At 50.4% G+C, this 22,323-nt stretch carries 23 protein-coding genes; 19 read left to right on the top strand and 4 right to left on the bottom strand.

Annotated elements, in window-relative coordinates:
- Positions 1-4: 4 nt before the first annotated feature.
- From ACZ48S_RS01145 to ACZ48S_RS01080, 14 genes are all read left to right on the top strand, one after another.
- The gene (locus ACZ48S_RS01145; protein WP_464213252.1) at positions 5-313 is read left to right on the top strand and encodes a hypothetical protein; all 309 of its coding nucleotides are present in this window, start codon (positions 5-7) and stop codon (positions 311-313) included.
- Positions 314-700, top strand: coding sequence for a hypothetical protein (locus ACZ48S_RS01140; RefSeq protein WP_464213250.1), 387 nt, complete (start codon positions 314-316; stop codon positions 698-700). It begins immediately after the preceding gene.
- Positions 701-709: 9 nt separating this feature from the next.
- Positions 710-1,312, top strand: coding sequence for a hypothetical protein (locus ACZ48S_RS01135; protein ID WP_464213248.1), 603 nt, complete (start codon positions 710-712; stop codon positions 1,310-1,312).
- Between the two features lie 9 nt (positions 1,313-1,321).
- Positions 1,322-1,792: a hypothetical protein gene (locus ACZ48S_RS01130; RefSeq protein ID WP_464213246.1), complete on the top strand. Its 471-nt coding sequence runs from the start codon at positions 1,322-1,324 to the stop codon at positions 1,790-1,792.
- Entirely contained in the window at positions 1,792-2,505 is a 714-nt protein-coding gene (locus ACZ48S_RS01125) for a tyrosine-type recombinase/integrase (protein WP_464213244.1), read from the top strand. The genes ACZ48S_RS01130 and ACZ48S_RS01125 overlap by 1 nt, the downstream gene beginning before the upstream one ends.
- Positions 2,483-2,788: a hypothetical protein gene (locus ACZ48S_RS01120; RefSeq protein ID WP_464213242.1), complete on the top strand. Its 306-nt coding sequence runs from the start codon at positions 2,483-2,485 to the stop codon at positions 2,786-2,788. The genes ACZ48S_RS01125 and ACZ48S_RS01120 overlap by 23 nt, the downstream gene beginning before the upstream one ends.
- Complete coding sequence (locus ACZ48S_RS01115; RefSeq protein WP_464213240.1) at positions 2,788-4,248, top strand: ArdC-like ssDNA-binding domain-containing protein; 1,461 nt, start codon at positions 2,788-2,790, stop codon at positions 4,246-4,248. Before ACZ48S_RS01120 ends, ACZ48S_RS01115 begins: the two co-directional genes overlap by 1 nt.
- A 9-nt stretch (positions 4,249-4,257) precedes the next feature.
- Positions 4,258-4,791, top strand: a complete 534-nt coding sequence (locus tag ACZ48S_RS01110; protein ID WP_464213238.1) for a hypothetical protein — start codon at positions 4,258-4,260, stop codon at positions 4,789-4,791.
- A gap of 280 nt (positions 4,792-5,071) precedes the next feature.
- Positions 5,072-5,398: a hypothetical protein gene (locus tag ACZ48S_RS01105; RefSeq protein WP_464213236.1), complete on the top strand. Its 327-nt coding sequence runs from the start codon at positions 5,072-5,074 to the stop codon at positions 5,396-5,398.
- On the top strand, positions 5,398-5,838 hold the full coding sequence (locus ACZ48S_RS01100; RefSeq protein ID WP_464213234.1) for a hypothetical protein: 441 nt from the start codon (positions 5,398-5,400) through the stop codon (positions 5,836-5,838). Before ACZ48S_RS01105 ends, ACZ48S_RS01100 begins: the two co-directional genes overlap by 1 nt.
- Positions 5,839-6,183: 345 nt before the next feature.
- A complete protein-coding gene (locus ACZ48S_RS01095; protein ID WP_464213232.1) occupies positions 6,184-7,458 on the top strand; it encodes a hypothetical protein in 1,275 nt (424 codons plus the stop codon).
- Positions 7,459-7,578: 120 nt separating this feature from the next.
- Complete coding sequence (locus ACZ48S_RS01090) at positions 7,579-8,109, top strand: DUF4145 domain-containing protein (RefSeq protein ID WP_464213230.1); 531 nt, start codon at positions 7,579-7,581, stop codon at positions 8,107-8,109.
- A gap of 21 nt (positions 8,110-8,130) precedes the next feature.
- Positions 8,131-8,670: a RipA family octameric membrane protein gene (locus tag ACZ48S_RS01085; RefSeq protein WP_464213228.1), complete on the top strand. Its 540-nt coding sequence runs from the start codon at positions 8,131-8,133 to the stop codon at positions 8,668-8,670.
- Between the two features lie 363 nt (positions 8,671-9,033).
- Positions 9,034-9,870, top strand: coding sequence for a hypothetical protein (locus tag ACZ48S_RS01080; RefSeq protein ID WP_464213226.1), 837 nt, complete (start codon positions 9,034-9,036; stop codon positions 9,868-9,870).
- Positions 9,871-10,129: 259 nt separating this feature from the next.
- On the opposite strand, the gene ACZ48S_RS01075 is transcribed toward ACZ48S_RS01080, so the two are convergent.
- From ACZ48S_RS01075 to ACZ48S_RS01065, 3 genes are read right to left on the bottom strand one after another with little or no spacing between them, the layout of a single operon-like run.
- A complete protein-coding gene (locus ACZ48S_RS01075; RefSeq protein WP_464213224.1) occupies positions 10,130-11,878 on the bottom strand; it encodes a recombinase family protein in 1,749 nt (582 codons plus the stop codon).
- A gap of 29 nt (positions 11,879-11,907) precedes the next feature.
- Positions 11,908-12,150 carry a hypothetical protein gene (locus ACZ48S_RS01070; protein ID WP_464213222.1) on the bottom strand — a complete coding sequence of 81 codons (243 nt, stop codon included), beginning with the start codon at positions 12,148-12,150 and terminating at the stop codon, positions 11,908-11,910.
- A gap of 24 nt (positions 12,151-12,174) precedes the next feature.
- The gene (locus ACZ48S_RS01065) at positions 12,175-12,585 is read right to left on the bottom strand and encodes a hypothetical protein (RefSeq protein WP_464213220.1); all 411 of its coding nucleotides are present in this window, start codon (positions 12,583-12,585) and stop codon (positions 12,175-12,177) included.
- Positions 12,586-13,157: 572 nt separating this feature from the next.
- Here ACZ48S_RS01065 and ACZ48S_RS01060 point away from each other — a divergent pair.
- The 3 genes from ACZ48S_RS01060 to ACZ48S_RS01050 are packed head-to-tail and all read left to right on the top strand — an operon-like array spanning position 13,158 to position 17,590.
- The gene (locus tag ACZ48S_RS01060; RefSeq protein ID WP_464213218.1) at positions 13,158-13,358 is read left to right on the top strand and encodes a toxin-antitoxin system HicB family antitoxin; all 201 of its coding nucleotides are present in this window, start codon (positions 13,158-13,160) and stop codon (positions 13,356-13,358) included.
- A 1-nt stretch (position 13,359) separates the two neighbouring features.
- Positions 13,360-14,964 (top strand): site-specific DNA-methyltransferase, encoded by a 1,605-nt coding sequence (locus ACZ48S_RS01055; RefSeq protein WP_464213216.1) that lies wholly within the window; start codon positions 13,360-13,362, stop codon positions 14,962-14,964.
- Between the two features lies 1 nt (position 14,965).
- Complete coding sequence (locus ACZ48S_RS01050) at positions 14,966-17,590, top strand: DEAD/DEAH box helicase (protein ID WP_464213214.1); 2,625 nt, start codon at positions 14,966-14,968, stop codon at positions 17,588-17,590.
- Positions 17,591-18,090: 500 nt separating this feature from the next.
- Here ACZ48S_RS01050 and ACZ48S_RS01045 read toward each other — a convergent pair whose 3' ends face one another.
- Positions 18,091-18,741: a hypothetical protein gene (locus tag ACZ48S_RS01045; protein WP_464213212.1), complete on the bottom strand. Its 651-nt coding sequence runs from the start codon at positions 18,739-18,741 to the stop codon at positions 18,091-18,093.
- Positions 18,742-18,999: 258 nt separating this feature from the next.
- Between ACZ48S_RS01045 and ACZ48S_RS01040 the strand changes: the two genes are divergently transcribed.
- The gene (locus ACZ48S_RS01040) at positions 19,000-20,037 is read left to right on the top strand and encodes a tyrosine-type recombinase/integrase (protein WP_464213210.1); all 1,038 of its coding nucleotides are present in this window, start codon (positions 19,000-19,002) and stop codon (positions 20,035-20,037) included.
- The gene (locus tag ACZ48S_RS01035) at positions 20,030-21,967 is read left to right on the top strand and encodes a tyrosine-type recombinase/integrase (RefSeq protein WP_464213208.1); all 1,938 of its coding nucleotides are present in this window, start codon (positions 20,030-20,032) and stop codon (positions 21,965-21,967) included. Before ACZ48S_RS01040 ends, ACZ48S_RS01035 begins: the two co-directional genes overlap by 8 nt.
- The last annotated feature ends 356 nt before the right edge of the window (positions 21,968-22,323 follow it).

The following is a 22,323-nucleotide window of genomic DNA, read 5'->3' as shown; positions in this document are numbered from 1 at the left end:
CACTATGGAAAGAATTTATATCGCCCTGGCAGCTTTATTTGGCGGTTTTATCGCCGCGCTCCTGGGCTGGCTGGAAAGCGGTGAGGCCTTTAACATCCGCAAGTTCGGCGGGTCGATGATCCGCACCGTATTCGCCGGTGTTATCCTGGCGCTCAGCATCGACTCAACCGGACAGGTGAACATCGCAAGCATCTTCTACGCCTTCCTGGGCGGTGCCGGAGTAGACGTCATCGGTAACCGCCTGGCGGGTAATTTCGGCAACGGCAGCTTTCCGTTGGCGGAGAGTTCTGGAAAGGATGACCCGGAGGATTAGATGGCGCAGTATGCCGACATTATTGAGATCATTGCCCCATCGGAGGCTGTTTCGGGCAGCCGGGTGGACATCACCGTCCGGGTTAAAAACACCCATTCCGCGCCCATCGGCGTCAGGGTCGAAGCGACGCTCGATTACGGCGTTTCGCCGCAACCGGCTGTCATCTTTCCGACCGACTGGGCTAACATCGACGCGCAGGCTGTCTGGCCGTTTTCCGGTTATTTCTACATGCCCAGCCAGAAGGTGACCATTCGTGCCAAGAGTTTTTGGTACGGCGCCGACGGTGGGTGGTACGCCGACGACGAGATGGCCAAAACGGTCAACGTGGGTTCAAGTGGCCAGCCCATAATTTCGGACTTCCGCATTGCGGATTTCATCAAGGTATAGGAGGAACAAATGGCTTTCAAAACACTCAATCTGGAACTCAAGCCTTTTGCGGCGCAAGGTAATGGCGCTGTCGCCCTGGCTGAAGACCCGGTAGCGCCCGGCTGGTATATCGATCCGGCCACCGGCCAGCACATTTTCTATGACCCGGTGGCGGGGAAATTCTTCACCGCGGCCGGCGGCGTCTATATCCCGCTCGGTTACATGAATCCGGCGCCGAAGCAGGTGGCGGTGGCTCCGGGGGATCGTTTGATGGTAAGCATCTCTTTTAAGTACACCGGTCCGGCGGTTACCGGCGTGACCGGGTACTACTGCATCGGCACGAACGGGATGTTTGGTTTCGATGAGAAACTGGTGCAACAGACCACCTTTAGTATCCCGCAGATAACCACACCGCCGTCGTACCCGAATGTCACCAATTCCTATATCTTCACCATTCCATCTAACGTCGACACCAACTGGGATGACATCTACGTCAAGATTTTTGGCGGCAGTCCTAGTATCGGCGGTCAGGCGACGACCAACTATCTCTTCGGCTACGAGAACGCCCTCGTTATCGCCGGCAGTCAGCCGACGATCACCGAATTCAAGATTTCGGACTTCGCCAAGGTATAGGAGGGGCAGGTGGTACTCGATATCGTCTTTGCGCCGATGGCGCTTTCGCCGGGGACTTTCAACGCCGGGGACACCCTCAGGGTGACGGTATCCTTCAAGTATGTCATCGGCGTGAACACGACGGTCAAGCTTCTGGCCGGACCTTATTCGACCAATCTTTTTGGCAAGCACATGGTGAACGCCTGCGTCGGCCAGGCGGATGTGCCGCTTGCGGCAAGTTCGGAACCGGCTGAAGGCTCGGCCTCGGTCGATTTCCTGCTTGTGCCCAAGTCAAGCGGCGGCATTGACAACGGCACCTACGGCCTTCGGGTCTGGATCGAGGACACTAACGCTGTGGCTGAACAGGATAACGTCATCATCGTCACCGGCAATGCTTCGGGCGGCGACATGCTGTCGTCTATGCTGCCGATGCTGATGATGCTCTTGATGATGGGGCTCATCATGCCGATGACGCAGGAGATGGGTGAGGAGACCGGCTAGTGGGCAAGACTTACCTTGAACTCGACGAAGTGGCGAGACTGGAAGGCGCAGCTGTGTATCTCAGGGACCGGCTGCTCATTCGGCTGCTTTTTCACCTGGGCTGCCGGGTATCCGAGGCGCTGGCTGTCAGGGTGAAGGACCTTGATTTTCGCCGGGGCACGGTGACCATCGAGCACCTGAAGTCACGCATCCGGCTGTTGTGTCCGGAGTGTGGCGCCAGGCTGGGCAAAGGGCACAAGTTTTGCCCGGTGTGTGGCCGGAAGGTGGAGAAGGCGGTTTCTCAGGAAAAGGAGCATCACCGTTTCCGGACGCTGCCGGTGGATAAAACCACTCTCGGTCTGCTCAAGGAATACATCGGCCGCGGCGGCACGGTGGCCAGAAATGGTGAAAAGATGCTCTTCGATCTCGGCCGTAACCGGGCCTGGCAGATCGTCAGGGACTGTGCCGAGCGCGCCGGGATACCCCGCCTTGTGAACGTCGAAAGCGGCAAGACCCATAACGTCTCTCCCCACCGGCTGCGCGACGCTTTCGCCGTGAATGCCGTTAAGCATGACGATTCGGGTGACGGTCTCCGGCTACTGCAGGAGCACCTGGGGCATCAGAGCATCGTCACTACCATGAAGTATCGTAAAGTCTCCGGAGAAGAGCAGAAGGAGTGGTACCGAAAACTATGGCAAGGAGGGAAACCTGATGGGCAGGTATGCCAACCATGAGGAATTTGGGGTGAATGCCCCGATCAATTATCGCGAGGACACCACCAGCGAGTCTTACCTTGAGGGCTTGGCAACCATCGCCCCACCCGGGATGAAGCCGCGGCGCACAAGGGGCGAGAAGTTCGAGGAGAAGACCGATTTCAAGGCCTCGGCCAGGTGGCATCGTAACTTTGACGTGGCCATGTTCGGCGGCTCTGACATCGGCACCACCGATTTCGAGACAAAGCAGATGGGCCTTGAAAACAAGGTCAACGGCATCAAACGGATTCCGGGGAGGAGATAATGGCCGGACAGGTGCGCGTTACCATACGATATAAAGAGTGGGTCGCCACGGTGGCGGCCGCCCCTTGGGAGTTGGTGCAAGGCTTGGGCGGCTTGCCGGCACTTGAGGTGCGGACCGGGATGTTTTTTGATCTCGGCTTTTCGCGCATCATCGAAGTAACCACCTCTCCGATGCTTTTCCCGCTTGATATCGCCTTTCTTTCGGACTCGTTCTCTGTGACCGAGATTTATCGCAATGTGCCGCCGGGCTACCTGGTGACCTCGGCATCGCCTGCGCGTTATTTCATCGAGGTCAACTCCGGCGAATTGGAAGGTATCGAATCGGGCGATATGACCTCGGTGAACTGGCTGACGATCGCGGAAATCCCGGCACAAGAATTGGATTGGACGGGTACCGTCGTGTCATTCGGCGGCTTGTTGGCGGCCGGCGCCGTCATGGTCGGCTTGTCGCAACACCTGGCTGACACCGTGTTCGCGAGTGCTGACCACGAACTCTTACCGGCGGCGGTCGTTACGTCACCGAAATGTGAGATCGTCTATCCCCGGAACTACGATATGGTCAGCTGGGTCGGCGTGCCGGTGCCGGATTACAGTTTCTCCATCGAACCGGAAGCCAAGGAACGCCGCATCGATGAGGTGCTTAAGAAGCTCAAGGAAGGCGTCGAAGGCATCCAGAGTAGCGAGCATTTTCGAAATTTCCTGCTTACCATGGCGAAATTCCATGACTACAGCATCGGCAACCTTATTCTCATCGCGGCCCAAAAGCCTGACGCTACCCGGGTAGCCGGCTTCAACACCTGGAAAGACCTCTACCGCTGGGTGAAGAAGGGTGAAAAGGGGATCGCCATTCTGGCGCCTTGTATGCCGTCGAAGTCGGCCAAAATGACCGAGCCGGCCGGCGAACAGGGCGAAGAAGAAGAGAAGCGCGAGATGATTCGCCCGATCTACTTCAAGGTGGTCTATGTCTTTGACGTCAGCCAGACCGAAGGCAAGCCGCTGCCTGAATTCGAGGTGCCGGTGCTCACCGGTGAAGCCCATGAGGCACTCTTCGATAACATTCTTCACCTTGTCAGGATTCAAGGTGTGTCTGTCGGCTTTGATTCCCGGCCGGATCAGAATCCAGCGATCAAGGGCTACTTTTCCGGCAAGGAAATCTGGGTCCGGCCGGAGGAATCCCGTGCCCAGCAATTGAAGACGCTGATTCACGAGGTGGCGCATTACTACTCCGAAGGCGTGTTCCACATCCCCAGGAGAGATGCCGAGACGATTGCCGAAAGTGCCGCCTTTGCTGTCGGGGCTCACTTTGGTTTTGATACCGGAACAAGATCCTTCCCCTATGTCGCTCTATGGGCGCAAGACAAGAAAGTCCTAGAGAAGAACCTGGCCTCGATTCGCCAGGTGACCACCCGAATCATTGAGGGCATGGAATCCCTGGCGAAAAAGCCAGCAGGGGTGGCCTGAGGCAGGTTTATGGTGATGGAACTGAGACCGAAAAGTGGTGGTTTTCTCCGGCCGTTTGGCTGCGGCTGGTTTATCCGGGAGTTTCTTCTGGGAAACGGTCCTGAAGGTGCGCCGCGGATAAATCCGGAGCGCGGCGCACCTCAAGCCGATATCAATTACGAGTATAAAGAAGCCCTGGCCAGGGCGACCGCACGAGAGCGCGCGGAGCGGATCATCAGCAAGCAGGTGGTCCGGGGCGTGGATGTAACTGAGGAATTTGCCGAACAGATCTATCAGAAGCAACTTAAAAAGGTGTCACGGAAGTTTACGCACATGCGGTATCACTCATTCCTGATGTACTTCGGGGTGTTGAAGAGGCTCAGGTGGGTGGAGATGACCGAGAGAACAGAACCTTCGGCAATTCAGGACAATTACCCCGATGCCCCGAAGCGGACTTATTACCGACTGACCCGGGAAGGAATCTCGGCTGATGACCGGTCATGGGCAAATCCATTATTCACTTTATACCCCGAAATCGGACCGAACCATCTGAAAAACAATTGACACCCAGTACTTATCAACTTAGTATATTTGCCGGGCCTGTCGGACTCTCTGATTTCCGTACAGATCCTGAGGATGGGTTGGGCTCAATAATTACAGCAATTCAACGAATGAACAAACCAATCAGTAGTGCAGCAAACATCACTCACGTTCCCTGCTAAGGTTCGTCGCTTGATTATCGAACCCCTCTTGGCAAAGACCGTCTCTGGCCCATCCAGCTTAATTTTGTCGCTCCAACGCATGAACGGGCATGATATAATTCTTGCTCAAGGGGGAGAACCTTATGAATATCTTGCAGTTCCTGGGACTAATGAGCGTCTTCGCAGCGATAGTGATTGCCACAAAACCCGATCTTTCGACGAAAAAGGCGTGGCAGGGGCTCGGCGCGGCCGCCTTCGGCTTAACGGTAATCTATATGCTCTTGCTTCCAGTGTTACCGCACATCATCCCTCCATGGGATACTGCAAAGCTCAGTATTGCCATCCAAGAACAAACCGATTCGTTTTTCGGGAGCGAACTGATGGGAGTAATTGTTGCTGAAAGTGCCGGCCTAGCCACAGGCGTCGCAGTAAGTTTAATTAAGGGCTTGCAAAGGGGGTACCGCCACTAATGGTATCTGATTCTTGGCTCATTATAATCGGTGCGATAGTCGGTGCCGGGATTGCTGAGGTCGGCCGGTGGCGAACTGAAAAAGATCGTCTTCGAAAGGAGTTGTTCGATAAACGACTCCAAGCTCATCAATCAGCGTTCGGCCAAGTGCAACGGCTAACCCAAGCCGTGACCGATATGAAAATGGGCGCCATTAAAGCTTATGTTACGGAAGCTAAAGAATGGTGGAACTTCAATTGCCTTTACCTCGATCCGAATTCCAGATCGGAGTTTGCTTCACTTTTCGGTATTGCAGAAAAGTACGCTGATGGGGTCGAAAATGCCCGACGCATTATTTGGGATCGTCTACATATTACCGAGCAGTCCATTTTACGTGGGATCGGGTTTGAATACTTACCGAAAAATATTCAAACACCAGATGAACTCCAAAAGGTGATCTAAACGTGGTCGAACCTCGGTGGTTCTTCGGACCCTCTTAGTGAAACTGTCCCAGGAGAAGCCGAAACTCAAACCGGCTTCAAGGATTACGTCTAGGCTTGATTTTTAATCCTAACACCCAAGAGACCATATTAGCGATTCAATTCAGCCAATTGATTGCAACGTCTATAAACTGAGAAATGCGGCCTTGATTTGCGAAGGCCAGTGGTTTATATTCGCCTCATGTTTAAAACCTCTCTATACGGGAAAATTATTCGCGAATACGAGGGCAAAGGTCAAATAGTTTTGCCTAACGGATTACTATCCGAGTGTTCGATTCAAGTTGCACAACTATCGGACGGCCGAATCGTGGCCGAATGTAGCTTCGATGAAAATTTGGATGTAGCTAGAAAGTGTTGGAGCGAACAAATTGAGTCAATCCGAGCAATTTCCAAAGAGGGTGATGTCATTGAGTTCAACGGCCAGATAATTTGCACTAACTTTAATGAAAAAGCCACTTCCTCGGGTAACGAGATCGTGATGCTTGTGATGGTTGCAGGTAGTGTCACGGTAAAAAATACCACGCGACGAAAGATTTCTACGGCCAGATTCGGGATAACGAATTTTGAATTCCTCGGAAACAAGCGATCAGCCGATTCAGGAGGGGGCTGGGGTTTGAACACTCTGGTAATGAGTCTTGGTGGGAGGACACTGGAGATACATGAGGTCGAGCATTACGCCGAAAAATTGAAATCCATTTCAGCTCAAAAAGGCATAGACGTCACAAGTGAAATAGTAATGTGCATCAGTTTGTCTGAACTGCCTGACTCGACCAGGTCCGTAGTCGATGCGGTTTGCACTCTCCTATCGTTGGCTAGAGGTACGAAGATAAACTGGGTATATTGTGATTATTGTGATGACAGCGGACAAGTGGTGGAGACCTTCCATAAATGCAGTGTGAATTGGCCATACTCGAGTCTTCGACTGATAGATCCACGCAATTTGTCTGACACAGTCAAATTCATGGAGCAAGTATATGATCCGTATATTGCAAAGAAAAATGAGCTCAGATTGGATATTGCTATCGACGGTTATCTGGATGCAAAAAGAGAGACTGCTTTTCTTGAAACCAGAGGTCTTCGGGCTGTCGTTGTATTGGAGCTCCTAAAAGGAAATTATTGCGCACAACAAAAAGCGCTTGGAAACGATGTTGAGTTTATTATATCGCGCCCCAAGTTCCGGAGGATAAAAAGAATGGTAGGGCTTGCCATGGAAAATGGATTCAAATCAACGTCTCAGAAGGAGGACCCAAACGAACACCCCGCAAGGTTATCTGCAATTGAAACTTCCCAACTAACTGAAATGGAACTAAAGGTGGGTGATCTGAATAGAAGGAGTTTCGGAACCATCGTCGTAGATATGCTCGAAGGATTTGGTCGACCAATTGATGCAGGGCAGTTGGAGCTATTCGTCAAGTCACGAAATTCATTAGTGCACCGTGGTTCGTTTCTGACAAATAAACCTTGGCAAGAGTACCGTATGCTTATTGGAGTGCTTGATCGTATCCTCCTTCAAATGCTCAATTACAGGGGACCATTTCTTGATATTACCGCAGGGTTCGAGAGGAAGGAATGGGATCAATGATAAAGCGACACTGAGGGATATTCAACAAAATTGACGATTTTGTGGGTTTGCTCTATGGTATAATTCAGTGGGTTCAATTATATTCCCGTGTTAGGAAATGAGGCCAAAAGGGAGAATCTGATGCCTAACTCCAGAGTCTATTGTCCGGTTTGTCAAGGAAACCTGAGAAGCGAACCGATAGAAGTTGAATGTAACCCCCGAGCCGAGCTTCACGGAATCATCAAATGCCTTGCTTGTTCGCATGAATTCCCCATTACCTTAACCAATGGTTACATCAAGAGGCTGGATACATCGCTTCCCGGAGCCTATTCCCAAAAACTTGATCAAACTGTGCCTGAGGATATTGTTAATGATATCAAAGAAGCTGAGCGCGCATTTTACGCTCAATGCAATAAGGCTAGCGCGGTTATGTGTGGGCGTGCTCTTCAACTATCGTTAATTGATAAAGGAATAAAAGATAAGCCCTTAAGCGCAATGTTATCCGAAGCCAAGCAAATGGATCTTCTGACAAACGACACCTACACATTTTCCAAGTCCATTAAGGCTTTCCGAGATATCGGCACTCATCGAAGGGACGTTTTAGAACCTGAACAAATTAATTTGACTATTTATGCATCAGTTGCCTTGATTAACGAGCTTTTCCAAAAATAAATTAGCTTTTTGAGGCCGAATATGTTGGTTAAAGACGCATATGATAAGGCGGTAAGTCATCTAGATCGGGATACCTCATTTCTATTTCAAAGATTAAATTTTTTCCTTATTACAACTGCATTCTTGGTTGCCGCATTTGCAACTTTACTCGGAAATGACCACAGAACTAGTCTAACGTTCTTTGACTTTATCATTGCGACCGGAGGATGCGTTCTATCTGTACTCTTCGCGTCTACGAATTATCTAAATACGAAAATAATATGGCGCGTAGGTGAATATATTCGGGTACTAGAAGCTAAAAACAGTAACGATCAACTTGAAGTAGACGAGCGGCCGTTTACGAGCATTGATAAAATCGTTCAACAGTCATTAAATATGAATAGCATTTTTTCGCTTATTGGCGATATGCTCAGAAGTATCCTTACCTTAATAAGCAATCCTCGCCAGCTAGCTAAGGAAAGCGTTGCTGATCATACTTACATTGTTCCACTATTGTTCGCTATATTGTGGCTGGGCGTCCTTTTTGGGTTGTCAGTTTGGTGCCTAGTGACGATCACTTAATGGCTACCTCGAGACCGAGTCTTCTTATGCTTCCTGAGGAGGAACGATTTGTTAAAACGTTCAATCGGAACCTTAGTGATGCCACGGCTGGTGTTTTGGCAGAAGAAATGAGTGTAAAGAACCTCCTGATCTAAAATAAAAATCAGAATCAGTTCAGATACCAAAAGAGGAGCTTCATGCTCCTCTTTTTCGTTTTCTGACAATTACTTCGCCCCAGGGGAGGGGTGAAAATCGTGCTAGTTCTTCGGGATGTTCAAAATGACTTTTTGTTTGACAATGAAGCTGGAAAAACAAACAAAAAGCACCTTAACAACCGAATACGAAAAAACCTTGACCTGAACGCTTGCCCTGAAAGGGGGAACCATGAGTTCAAGCGTAACGGTAGCCGGAGAACACAACCGGCCTGGGGGCTTCTGTAGTCAATGTCACAAGGTTTGGACGCTCGAAATAAGGCAAGGCGTTTGCCGATGGTGCGGAAAGGTCGCCACCTGTCAGACCAAAGAGACAACCGCCTTGCGTAGCTTCAAGTCTAGCCGAAGCGTCAAGCCAAAGCAAACCGGCAACGGCAACGGGTATGACTATCTTACCGGCCAGTGGCTTACTTACTATAAAGTAGCATCCCGTTTCAGCCACAAGGCCAAGCCGGACGAAAAGGATGACCTGCTCCACGATATAATCATCACACTTGCCGATGTGGAACGGAACAACGGATACCATCCTTTCACCGAAGCCGCCATGTATCGTATCGCCAGCCGTGCCCAAGCCCTTTACTGGCGCAAGCGATACCGGCAAGACAACGGCCTAACCTGCGGGGACTGTAGCAAGGCACAACGGCACAAGTGTAAAGCCGACTGGCTTTTCAGTAAGTGTCCAAAAGCGGTCAAGCTCGAAAGCCTGAATAAACCTGTCATAGACGATGAAGGCAATACCACGGAACTCGGCGATCTGATTGCCGATGACAAGGCGTTAGACCTCGAAGCATGGGTAGATGCCAGCACCTTCTTGCTACATTGTCCCGACAGACTAATCGCCATCGCCGAAAAGCGGCGGGACGGGATAGCTTTGGATGAGACTGAGCGGCAATATCTAAGCCGTTTCCGACGGCGTGAACAACAATCGTTATTTTCGGATGTCACAATTCAGCCCAATTCCGCAACTTATACAGTAGGAGCGTCGGCTATGCCAGCGAATTGCGGATAGCTGGTAGCTTACTACTGAGCGAAGCCGGTAGAGTTGCCCACTATCGGATAGCTAAAAGGGGGTCAGACAATCGAACAACTGAATATCGAGGGCAAGCGTTCAGGTCAGGGCTTTTTAGCGCACAAGGCGGTACTGGTTAACGCACTTTCAAGGGCACTCGCCGAAAGGGCGATGTTACTTGACTGTACCATCGGGCGGAAAGGCTTTCTTACTTACCTGAAGTCATTAGGCGGGTCGAACATCGTCAAGATTGTTCCGTCTAACGGCGATGCCAGCGGGTCGCGGGTCGCCGATAAACGGCTGAAGAAGCTTTGGTCAATTGGCGACCACTGATGTTATCTATGAGGGGGAAGTTGTAGTTGATGATTAGCTTGCTATCAGGTTCAACAATAATCGTATCAATAAGGTCAGCAATAATATCTTTGACTGCTGCACCTGCCTCATCCAGTTTTTGCTGCCAAGCTTCAATCACCGGACTCCCTTGCGGGCAGGCAAGGTGAAGGTAGTTAAGAATACTGGAATGAACACGGACATTTTCGCGGAGAACTGTGGCAGAAAAGGCAATTTGTTCGGCCCGGTTTTGATTGTTGCAGGCGCTCTCTAGCTCGTTCTCTGCCTGCTGTGCGTACTTTTCTTTAGCTGCCATCTCTTCCTTGAGAGCTGAAGCCTGCTGCTCAAAGATATCATCGGGGATAAGGCCTTTTCTTGCCTGCGTTACCAGCCAGGCGAGCTCTCGTTTGGTTTCCTCACGGTTTGCAATAGCGTTTTGAGCCCTCAATTCTAGTGCTGAATTGTCCACCGGCTCAGCCACCATCTTCTGGCAGAAGTCTGGAGTCAATACTTGAAGCAAATTCTGCAGGACTCTGCCCTGGAGTTTCTCGAAGTCAAGATGCTTGGGTTTGCGACAGTTGAATGTGTGGGAATACTCGTCCATACCCCGGCATCTCAATAGTGGACTGAGGGCATGGCGCTGATATAACTTGGTTTCTCCGCTGGCTAACCTTCGTTTAAAGAAGGTACTCTTGGATATCACCCGAAAACCGAGCCCGCATCCGCCACACCTGAATTTGTTTTGGGGTACCGGGTAGATGCGTTTGTTTCTCCGATTCCCAAAGCACCCTCGGCTTGCCCTGGGTTTTTGAGCTTCATCGAATTCAGCCTTGGTTACTACCGGCGGTAGTGGAAACTCTAACTCAACGCCCCCGCGGATGGTAAAAATACCCTTGCCATAAGCATGCTCGTTGGTACGGAGGTCACGGACATGAGAACGGGTCCATCCTTTGCCCAATATTTGACCTTTCCGCGGTCCATTCTTGATTTGCTTGCCGCTTAGCCTCTGGGGAACACCCATGTGATTCAGGTAATGGGCTACTTTGTCGTCTCCCCAATCCTTCCAATCAACAAGCATTCTCCGGTACCATACAGCTTCCTCAGAATCAAGTTCAACTTGCTTCTTTTCCTTGTTCAAACGTCTTCCGTAAGGTGGTGTGCCAACAAAGTGCCCGCGGCTAACGGCGGTGTGGATGCCGACTTTTCCCCGTTCCCGCTTGGCTTCCGTCTCACCTTTGGCAATGAGAGCATTGAGAAGCAGCCACCTTTTGTTTATGTCCTCGACCACTCCCTCAATGTCGATACCTCCGCGATCTAGAAGCGGCTCTAGCGCGGCGCATGTGCTGGCCGAGCCTACTATTCTATCCGCCGACCAGACCATAATCATATCACTGGCTCGAAGAGTTTCTCCGATAAAATGGACCATTTCCTGGAAGTCCGGGCGGGTGGCATCCCAGCGTCTACCTACATCGGAGAAGATACGAATCAGGAAATACCCCTTGTCTTCACAGCGCTTCCGTATACCCTGTTCCTGTTCGCCCAGGGAAGCCCGGTCTGGCTCAGCTTGTGGATTGTCTGATACTCGAATATATCCGACCACCCACCGCTTGTCCACTGGCCAGCCATTGGTTGGTTGCGGCTTTTTCGGTCGAATATGACCGGCGGGATAATGTGCCATTTGCAAAACCTCCTTTTCATTTATTTGAGTTAATCGCCATCGGCAATCTGTCCTTTCATGTCAAACAACATGGCATGTCCCCAGGCTACCTGGTTGGAAAACTCCTCCACGAGAGTAGCCTGGTCGACATAGGGACAGGGCTTGGTGGGAACATACTTCACTTCGAGTTTACCCTTATGGCGGTCCCGCTTGATCTCGATGGTGAAGTACTGTCCCAGCTCCCTGCATTTTTCCAGCAACTCTGGGGAAATGCCTGTCGCTTCCTGACTCATGGCAACCTCCTTTCGTAAATAATCTTACTTTGCTGAACTTTGTGTACCATACCTGACTATTGCCCGACGGCACTTGCTGCAAACCGCATGGTCCCATTTGACGTTCCACATAAGCGGCGCTCCGCAATCCGGATAGGGGCATTGCATACTCTCCCATTCCGCTTCAGGAGCTTTGGCCGTGGGAGTCTTGGCTGCTGGCTCTTGTAGAGGACGGAACTCGGAGCGTTTGGCGGATGCTCTCCTGAGCTGAATATCGCGGATTCGGTTCTCAAGACTCTGGATAGTCTGTTCCGGTGTGGCATTAGGGTGGATAATAGTGCCCGTAACCGAGTCACAAATTACCTCGACTTCGCCGGTATATCCGAACCGTTTAAGCTCTTCAGGCCAGTACACCCGTGGGTATTTATCGTTCGGATCCACTTTGATAATAGACATATTCGCCACTCCTATCCTATGATTGTCCTAATAATAGTCCATTTTATTGGCTTTGTCAATACCCAGCGAAGTTGGTAGTAACAGTTAACCGGCGGCGGATTTCCCGAATAAGGGGAGCGCAGGTGAAGGGAAAGGCAGCTCTCCTGCCATCTGACTGCATTCCACTCGTGCAGAAGCTGCTATTAACCCATGCAGTTTTCGGCATTGATTAACTATGCAGGCAGGGCATTTTGGGGGAGCCACATATCCCCCTGGGGGGTGGTCACCCCTACCTAGCTTAAAAACGCCCCTTTGCAGACATTCGGGGGTAAACCACGGGAGTAGTGTTGGATACCTTATGAAACCCCCTGCGTTGCAGGGTTACTCGAATTGACCGAACTATGGATAGCATAGATAGTATAGATTGAATCGATGAAAAGAACACTTTGGACATTATCAATCTTGGAGAAAGTAAATCCTTCTAAGAACCGCTTGAAGACAGCTTGACAATCGCTTCTGCGACGTGTTGACTTTGATGAAGTATCTCGGCTATATTTAGTGCAAGACAAAGCCTCAGTAAGAAGCGGTTAAGAATGAATACAAAAGCAAACCAGGGGAGGCCCCATACCCGCATGATTCATATCCGGTTGCCGGAGCAGCTCCATAAAACACTGCGTATTCGTGCGGCAGAGGCAGACATCACTATTCAAGAATGGGTGGTTGATGCTATAGAAGCTCGCCTGAATCGTAACGGAAAAGATAAGCCTGATTTGGAAGCCGGGGTAAAGGATTGAGATGCCCACTCTAGATTGGATTGGCAAGAAAGCCGTCCTGAATCACCACCGTGAGGTGCCCTATCATCTCCTGCGGTGTAACGAAGAATTATCCGTTGGCAGTCCCGATAGCGGGAATCTGCTGATGGAGGGCGACAATCTGGTTGCCCTAAAGGCTTTACTACCCTACTATGCCGGCCAGGTTAAGTGCATCTATATTGACCCGCCGTATAACACAGGTAATGAGAACTGGGTCTACAATGACGCTGTTAACAGTCCTGAAATGCGAACCTGGTTAGGTAAAGTAGTAGGTGGCGAAGCGGAGGACTTATCACGCCATGATAAATGGTTATGCATGATGTATCCCCGCCTCGCTCTTCTCAAAGAGTTCTTGCGTGAAGACGGCGCCATATTTGTGAGTATTGACGATAACGAAGTGCAGAACCTGCGATCAATCATGGACGAGATTTTTGGACCGCGTAACTTCGTCGCCACAATTGTGTGGCAGAATGTTTACACCATCAAAAACAGCGCGAAGTACCTCTCCGACATGCACGATTACATCGTAGTCTATGCTCAGAGCAAGGCGTACTGGAGGCGAAATCTAAGACCACGGGACGAAAGCACTGATGAGGACTACTCGAATCCAGACAACGATCCCAACGGTCTGTGGATTTCACACGCCCTGCAATCAAGAAACAAGTACAGCAAGGGAATATACGCTGTTACCTGCCCTGCAGGACGGGTCATAAATGGTCCGCCAGCAGGTACTTATTGGCGCGTAGCCGAAACGAAACTTCAAAGTCTCGATAAGCAGGGACGTGTATGGTGGGGTGCAGACAGAAATGGGATACCGCGAATTAAAGAGTATCTAAAAGATGCTAAGAATGGAGTGGTACCAACAACGTGGTGGTCGTACACATACGCCGGAACGAACTCGAATGCCAAAGTCCAGTTAAGAGATATGATTGGTGATAGCACTATGTTCATCACACCGAAACCCGTGGAGGTGGTCTCACGAATTATCGAGCTCGCAACTGACAAGGACTCGCTAATCCTTGATTCGTTCGCAGGTAGTGGTACAACAGGGCATGCAGTGCTCGCTGCAAACAAGGCCGACGGTGGCAATCGTAAATTCATTCTGGTGGAAATGGAAAAGGAGATTTGCAGCAATGTAACCGCCAAACGCCTCGAAAGAGCTGTGCTCGGATATGCACATGGTCAGAGGACAGTAGAAGGTCTTGGAAGCGGCTTTAGATATTGCACACTCTCTTCACCTCTTTTCGACGAAGAGGGTGCCATTGCTGAAGCGGTCAAATTTGCTGACTTAGCGGCTCACTTGTATTTTACCGAGACCGGCCAGCCGCTTTCGGACATGGGAAGTGCGGGGTCATCTCCGCTGTTGGGTTTGCACGAAGGGGTTGCTGTATATCTTCTTTTCAACGGCATACTTGGCGATAAAACAGTCAACGGCGGCAATGTGTTGACTGTTCCCGTACTGGCCTCTCTTCCTCCGCATGATGGGCCGAAGATTATCTACGGGGAAGGCAACCGGCTGGGGCTAGAGCGGATGCGGCGAGAAGGCATTACCTTTAAGCAAATACCATACCGGATCAAGGTAGGCTGATATGCTAACTTTAAAAAACTACCAGCAAGCCTGTTTGGACCAACTTCAGGCATACATTCACTTGGTTGATAAGCATGGCGCTAAAGTAGCGTTTGTACTGCAAACCGAACGGGCCTACCGTGAAGTAGCTAAACTGCCTCAAATACCTTATGTTTGCCTGCGCGTCCCAACCGGAGGCGGTAAGACTGTCATGGCCTGTTATTCCCTGGGCATCCTGACCAGAGATTATCTTCATCAAGAGCGGGGAGTCTTCTTATGGCTGGTTCCCAGCAATACTATCCGTGAACAAACCATCAAGGCACTGCGCGACCGAAATCATCCTTACCGGCAAGCAATAGACGCCCAGTTTAGCAGTGTTTCAGTCATGGACCTGGCGGACGCCCTCTATGTCCAGCGTAGTACCCTGGAAGGCGATACCTGCATCATTGTCTCGACACTCGCGGCCTTGCGTGTTGAGGATACCGAAGGTCGAAAGATATATGAGTCCTCCGGCGCATTACAGCACCATTTCACCGGCTTGTCGCCGACCCTTGCGTCCAAGCTTCAGAAAGATGACAATGGCGTACTTCATTATTCGCTCGCCAACGTACTCAGGCTCTGGGCGCCCGTTGTCATCATGGACGAGGCACACAATGCGCGAACGAAGCTGTCTTTCGAGACACTGGAGCGGTTTAGCCCTTCATGTATCGTCGAGTTCACCGCCACGCCGCAGACTGAGCATGACCCGGAGCGTGGTAAGCATGCCAGCAATATACTTGCCCACGTTTCGGCCGCTCAATTGAAAGCTGAGCAGATGATTAAATTGCCCATTAAGCTTCATACTCGCCCCGATTGGAAAGAGGTTCTTTCGGATACGACACGGGCACAAGGGGACCTCGAAGAACTAGCCGCACAAGAACAAGCAAAAACGGGCGAGTATATTAGACCAATCGTATTAATCCAGTCCCAGCCACACCGTCAAGAACGCAATAATATTACGGCGGAAGTTGTTAAGGATGCTTTATTGAATGATTGCAAGGTTCCTGAAGAACAGATCGCCGTTGCCACCGGAGCAATACGTGAAATTGAAGACGTCGATCTCTCGGATAGCAACTGTCCCATCCGGTTTATTATTACTCAGCAAGCCCTTAAGGAAGGCTGGGATTGCCCATTCGCATATGTCTTCTGTAGTGTAGCCGATGTAGGTTCAGCTCGGGATGTCGAGCAGTTACTTGGCCGAGTCCTGCGATTACCAGGGGCAAAAACCAAGCAACATGAGGAGCTTAATCGGGCGTATGCTATGGTCAGTTCTCAGAGATTCCTTGAAACAATACAGAACCTACGCGAAGCCCTTGTAGAAAACGGCTTCGAGCGAATTGAAGCCAGCCAGTTTCTCGCAGCTGAGGCATCGATCTTAAAGAGCCTAGGGCAACTGCCTTTGTTTGCCCCTGTGCAGACAAAAGAAAAAGTAAACGAAATACCAGACCTATCGAAGCTGGATATCGGACTTCGCGAGAGAGTCAGGTTTGACGCTAACGAAGGGATGCTCTCTGTGTCAGGTATATTGACGACGTCGGAACGGGATGCACTGGAGAAATGCTTCAAAGATGACAAGTCCCGAGAGGTTGTACGGCGGATATACATGGCTTCACATGGGCAGCTGATAGCATCCGATTGGGTTGTACCGTCCATCGAAATACCAGCGTTGAGCATCCGAGTAGGCGAACAGCTTGAATTGCTTGAGGAAAATCACTTCCTTGATATGCAGTGGAACCTGGCTACATACGACCCAATTTTGAAAGAGAGTGATTTCCCATCTGAGGTTAGTCTAGCTGACGAAGCCGAGGTGGATGTTTCATCAACAGGGAAAATAGAGACGCGGCTTATCCCTCAAGTTCGCACTCAGCTGGCGCTGTTAAGGGTGGAAGGCGACTGGACGGTGGCGGGACTCGCAAATTGGGTTGACCGGCAAATTGAGCATCCGGATATTATTCGCACTCACGCTGTTTTGTTTATCCAGAAAGTAATCGAAAAAGTGGCCGAAACTCGACACCTAACGATGAACCAGTTGGCTCTGGAAAAATTTCGATTGCGGGACGCAGTCAGCGCCTTAATCGAGCGGCACCGTGGACAGATGCGCAAGGACGGCTACCAAAAGGTGCTTTTCGGGTCACTTGTGGCAAATATCGAAGTTAGCCCGGAAGTCTGCTTAGTAATTAGCCAGGATCGGTATGCGCCGAATTGGTATTATGAAGGCGGTTACAAGTTCCAGAAGCATGCTCTTCCAGTAATTGGAGAACTCAAGTCAGAAGGCGAAGAGTTCGACTGTGCCTGCTATATTGACCAGTTGCCGCAGGTGCGACGATGGGTTCGGAATCTTGAAAGAAGACCAACTGGGTCTTTCTGGTTGCCAACCTCAACTGATAGATTTTACCCTGATTTCGTTGTCGAGTTAGAAAACGGGCAATTCCTTGTTGTTGAGTATAAAGGGGAGCATCTCTGGAGCAACGATGACTCCAAAGAGAAGCGGGCGGTTGGTGAACTCTGGGCTGACCGAAGTGGTGGTCGTGGCATCTTCATAATGCCGAAGGGGAAACAGTATACAGCTATTGCTGATGCGATAAGCAAAAACGCCCAGGGAAAATAGACAAAAAAAGGGGATAGCCCAGGTCATCCCCAGACTATCCCCTAAAAATGGGCATAAAAAAAGGCAAAGGAGTCCCTACTACATAGAGGCTCCCTTGCCTGTAATTTTCTACCCTTTGGACTTCGTTTGACTGGCTATCGGTAAGACTTACCCCGCATTAACTAGGCTTTCCAGCCCCGCTTGATAGCTCATTGGCTTTCACAAGGGTAAGGCTTTCCCGTATCTTTGAGCGATTGTCGCTTTGTTTATCGCCCCGCCCTTATATCCTGTCAAACCTCTTATCAATAGCCCGCAACTCGCTGGCACTATCGCCTGTGTTACCACAAGACGGCTTGAAATAGACAAGGGCAAAGCGGAAAGCTAACTCTCGCTCTGCCTGAAGTCCTGATATTCAATTGTCCAGAGCCTTGCCCAACCCGCAACCCGCTGGCATTGTTCAATTCTCTGCAAGAGGTTTTTTAACCCTCTCACTGATTAAGTCGCTGAAAACTCCCAAAACGTTACGCTAATACCAAACTTTTTTGTGAGCACTTGTAAACCTTGCTTCTCTGCCTGTAAAGATACTGCCTTTCACTGACAGTCAACGGATACCCCGCATACTTCTTATAGGCAATCTTGAGGAACTTGTGAGGATAGCTTTGCAGGATAAGCCTTGCGTCAAGCCTATCCGAAACATCAACGGCGTGGTCATCGGCTATCATCTGGGAAAACTCTATCTGATTGCCGTCGGCATCCGTTATTAGCCTGTCTAGGCTTTCCAGCTTGATAGCTTTGGGACACTCACGATATAAGTCCTTATTCTGGCATTTACGGCGTTGCTCTTGACTACACCGCCCGCAATCAGTGCCGTTCATTCGCCTGAACTTCTTTCTCCAGTAGTCGGCTACATCGTAACAGGCTACCCTGATTAACCCCGCTTCCGTCAATTCCTTACCGATTGCCTGATACTTGGCTTTGACTTTCGCCATAGTGAGCAAGAGGTCGTGTAAGAAGTCCTGTCTATCCTCTGGTCTTACCCTATGAGTGAAGCCCTTTGCTACCTTATAGAATAATGCCCAATCGCCTTGTAAATGACTGTATCCGTTACCATTACCGTTGCCGTTGCCTTGATACTGGTCAATCTGTGTGGTATATTCCTGATAGTCTAGCATTGTGGACACGCTCCCTTTGTTAGATTTGCCCTGTCTAGTTATCGCTAGGCAGGGCATCCTTATTATTGCCAGCCACAAGGCAAGGCTCTGGACACGGCGTATTCAGTTGTTAAGGTGCGTTTTTATGTGTATTTCTAGCTTCATTATTTAACAAAAATACAACTTGTCATATCTCAAGAACTAGCTATTATGTCGGTAATCCCCCCGGGGAGAATGGTAAATTAAAACAAGAAAATAAGAGCACAAGGAGGGTTACCGTTGAGCTACAGACTTAAGCGGGAGGTGGTGGATGGAGTTGTAAATATCTCTCTAGGAATGCCCGAAGCAGACGCTTATCTTAAATTCGTTAGAGACCGATGCCGGTTTAATACCCTTTTAAGCTACGGCTACGATCTCCAGGTCTTCCTGAACTCGATTCAGAAACCGGTACTGGAGATTGCTCCGCTCGATATCCTTGCCTTCATTGAAAGCCAGCAGGCGGCGAGTAATCGACAAGGTCGTACGAACGGCCTTTCCATCAAAGGGCCAGGGCTCTCCAACCGGACAATCAAACGGCGGCTTGCCGCGGTCACCGGTTTTTACGAATATCTCAGCGTCTATCATAACCTCCAACTTAAAACGAGCCCTATTCCTCGAGGCCTGGTCAGGCGAAAGACTTCGTGGGGTAATTGGTACGGCAGACCTGCCACCACGCCTCTTGTAAGAGCACCAGAGACCTTACCCAGGCCCTTGGACCCCGAAGAGATTAACCCATTCATGGATTCGATGCGCTTTCATCGAGACAAAGCGATGGTCCTGCTGATGCTGCTGGCAGGACTGCGAAAATCCGAGGTATTGAAGCTAGCTCTCAGCGATATCGATTTCGGTCAACACACTTTGACCGTGAGGGAAGGAAAGGGCGGTCACCGGAGAGTAGTGGCTATATCGGACACTGGTCTGCAAGAGCTGATAAGCTACCTGAATAAAGAAAGACCCATCAGTACATCCGATCGAGTATTCCTGGTCATGAAAGGACGAAACAAGGGCTTGCCGATGACCGTAGGGGCCCTGGACACCATCATCGAGTATCACCGGAAGAAGTCAGATACGCCTGGTATCCAATGTCATCGATTGCGCCATACCTGTTTCACCACGCTCCGTCAGGGAGGCATGTCTCTCGAAGCCCTGCAAGCACAGGCCGGACATCGTAACATTACCACGACCAGGATTTACCTCCATCTTTGTCCCCGTGAGCTCCAGCAGCAGTATCTCCGGGTTTCAGACAACCTGTTTTCCGGAGGATCAGCCGATGAATAGTCAAACGACCTTGGACAGACCAAGACTCGAATTAACTCTGGGAAACAGCCTGGTAGCGACGAACGAGTCGGAGAAAGATCTCGTTTCATATCATGACTGCCTGGTGGCGAGCTACCTGTCGTACTTGAAATCGGCCGGGTATTCTCAATTTCCTTCGAATATGCGCTTACTCGAACGAGGCGCCAGGCGATTCCTCAGTAGATTCCCTGATCCCCAGCTCTGGGTTTCACTTCCGGTGGAGGAGCAGCGCCGCTGTGACTGCAAAGAACGCAGCTTTGTGCACTACCTCATTTTACGGCGCCTTTTGCCTATGCCAATACCCTACATGCTTACACGAAAGCCCCGCTTTTTTCAGATGGCGATTCGCCTGATGGAGCGAGAGACGTTTCAACTCTACCAGAAGGCAGCTCAACGACTGGGCTACCAGGAACAGGGTATCGCAGGTCAATTTCGACCCCTGCTCTGCCTGATGATCTGGGCACAGAAACCCATTCAGGCTCTCACTCTTGATGATCTGAATACCTTTAGGCAGGAATTACGCGAGGCATATTCGAGATTAGCGAGCGGTTACAAAGGGAAAAAGATTCAGAATGGACTTCCCAAGAGGTGGGATGGACAATTGAATATAATCCGAACCGTCCTATTTCACATGGGCGTCTTTCCTCAATTGGCTCGGAGCTCTCGAAGGACCAGCTTTGAGAAGCAATGGAAAGAAGTCCCGGTGGGCATCTCCGTCACAGTCCGCCGCTATCTGCAACAGATGGCATTATCACTTCGCCCCGATTCGGCCTACCAGGAAAAAGTCCGCCTATTCCGGTTTTTCTCATGGCTGGCTCGCACTAATCCGGAAGTAACCCGTATCGAGCACATCCAGCGCTATCATATCGAAGCTTTTAAAGAATATATCCGATGGGCGCCTCTTCTGCATAAATCCAACGGTCCCGGAGATGTACTTTGCCCGACGACCAGGTATCACCTGCTCGCGGCCTTATACTATTTATTCATCCGTATCACAGAATGGCAGTGGCCGGAGGCTCCCAAACGGGTACTCGTGTTTCCAGGAGACTTCCCTATCCTGGACGCACCCTCTCCGAAATTCCTGGATGAGATAGCCGCGGCGAAATTCCTCCAAGCAGCCAGATCTCATCCCGACCTGTTTACCAGACTGTGCTGTATCACTCTTCTTCTGACCGGTATGCGCCAGGGTGAATTCCTCGATCTTACCGCCGACTGTGTAGTCCAGATAGGCGAGAACTACTGGCTCCGCGTGCCTCTGGGGAAGATGCATAACGATAGGTATATCCCGCTTCATCCGGAGGTAAAAAACCTTTTGGACGAATGGATCAAACAAAGCCCTCCCAAGAAGCCTTATGATTTCCTGTTTACCTTATACGGCTGCCGACTCGGCAGAAGCAGAGTGACTGCTGCCGTAGAACGTGTCAGGAAGGCGTCCGGCATCAAGGAACACATCTCACCGCACCGGCTTCGACATACCCTGGCTACCCTGGCCATCAACCGGGGGATGCCCCTGGAGAGTATCGCCGCGCTTCTTGGGCATCGATCTCTTTCTATGACCATGGTCTATGCCAGGATCGGCAACCGGATAGTCCAGCAGGAATATTCTCAGGTCAGCCAGCACCTGGAAGCTCTTTGTAACCGGGTAGACCTGCTAAATAACCAAGCTTCCCTTGTAGAAGGAGCTCAGATGCGACGGCTGCGGCAGGATCACTGGCGAATGCTTGGTAACGGCTATTGCACTCGGCCGGATGGGGTCCCATGTGAATACGAGACAATCTGCGAATCCTGTCCTTGCTTCTCAACCACCGTCGAATTTCTGCCGGTCCTCCAAAAGCAGAAACAGGATGCCGAAGCTAAAGGACAGACACAACGTGTAGATGTGTTTTCCAGGCTCATACAGAGCATGGAATGAAGCTACTTGATTATTACCTGCATAATAGCACGTTTTACAATAGGGGAGCCGGGATTATGCAGGTAATATTTGTTGAAACAATTTAGGGACTCCGGCGAGGTGAAGAACGTGATCAAAAAGTAACGAAACAAGTACTTCTCATCGTGAGTTTCCCATATTCGGATAGATATAATGCCGGTACTTTGACAATTGGGGAGGGGTATAATAGACTGAACTTAAAATTAATAAATGTAATGATTTTATCTTGGCTATCTCCTTAAATTTCAGTAAGGGGTCAGGGGAACGAGGTATGGGGTATTATAGAGCCGTTATTATCAGTTACAGAGTGATTGCGGTGGCTGATGTGCCTTTTGTAT

The sequence above is a fragment of the Dehalogenimonas sp. NIT-SK1 genome, assembly GCF_055384165.1.
Note: the sequence above shows the minus strand (reverse complement) of the source record. Positions and strands in the feature narration are given on the sequence as shown.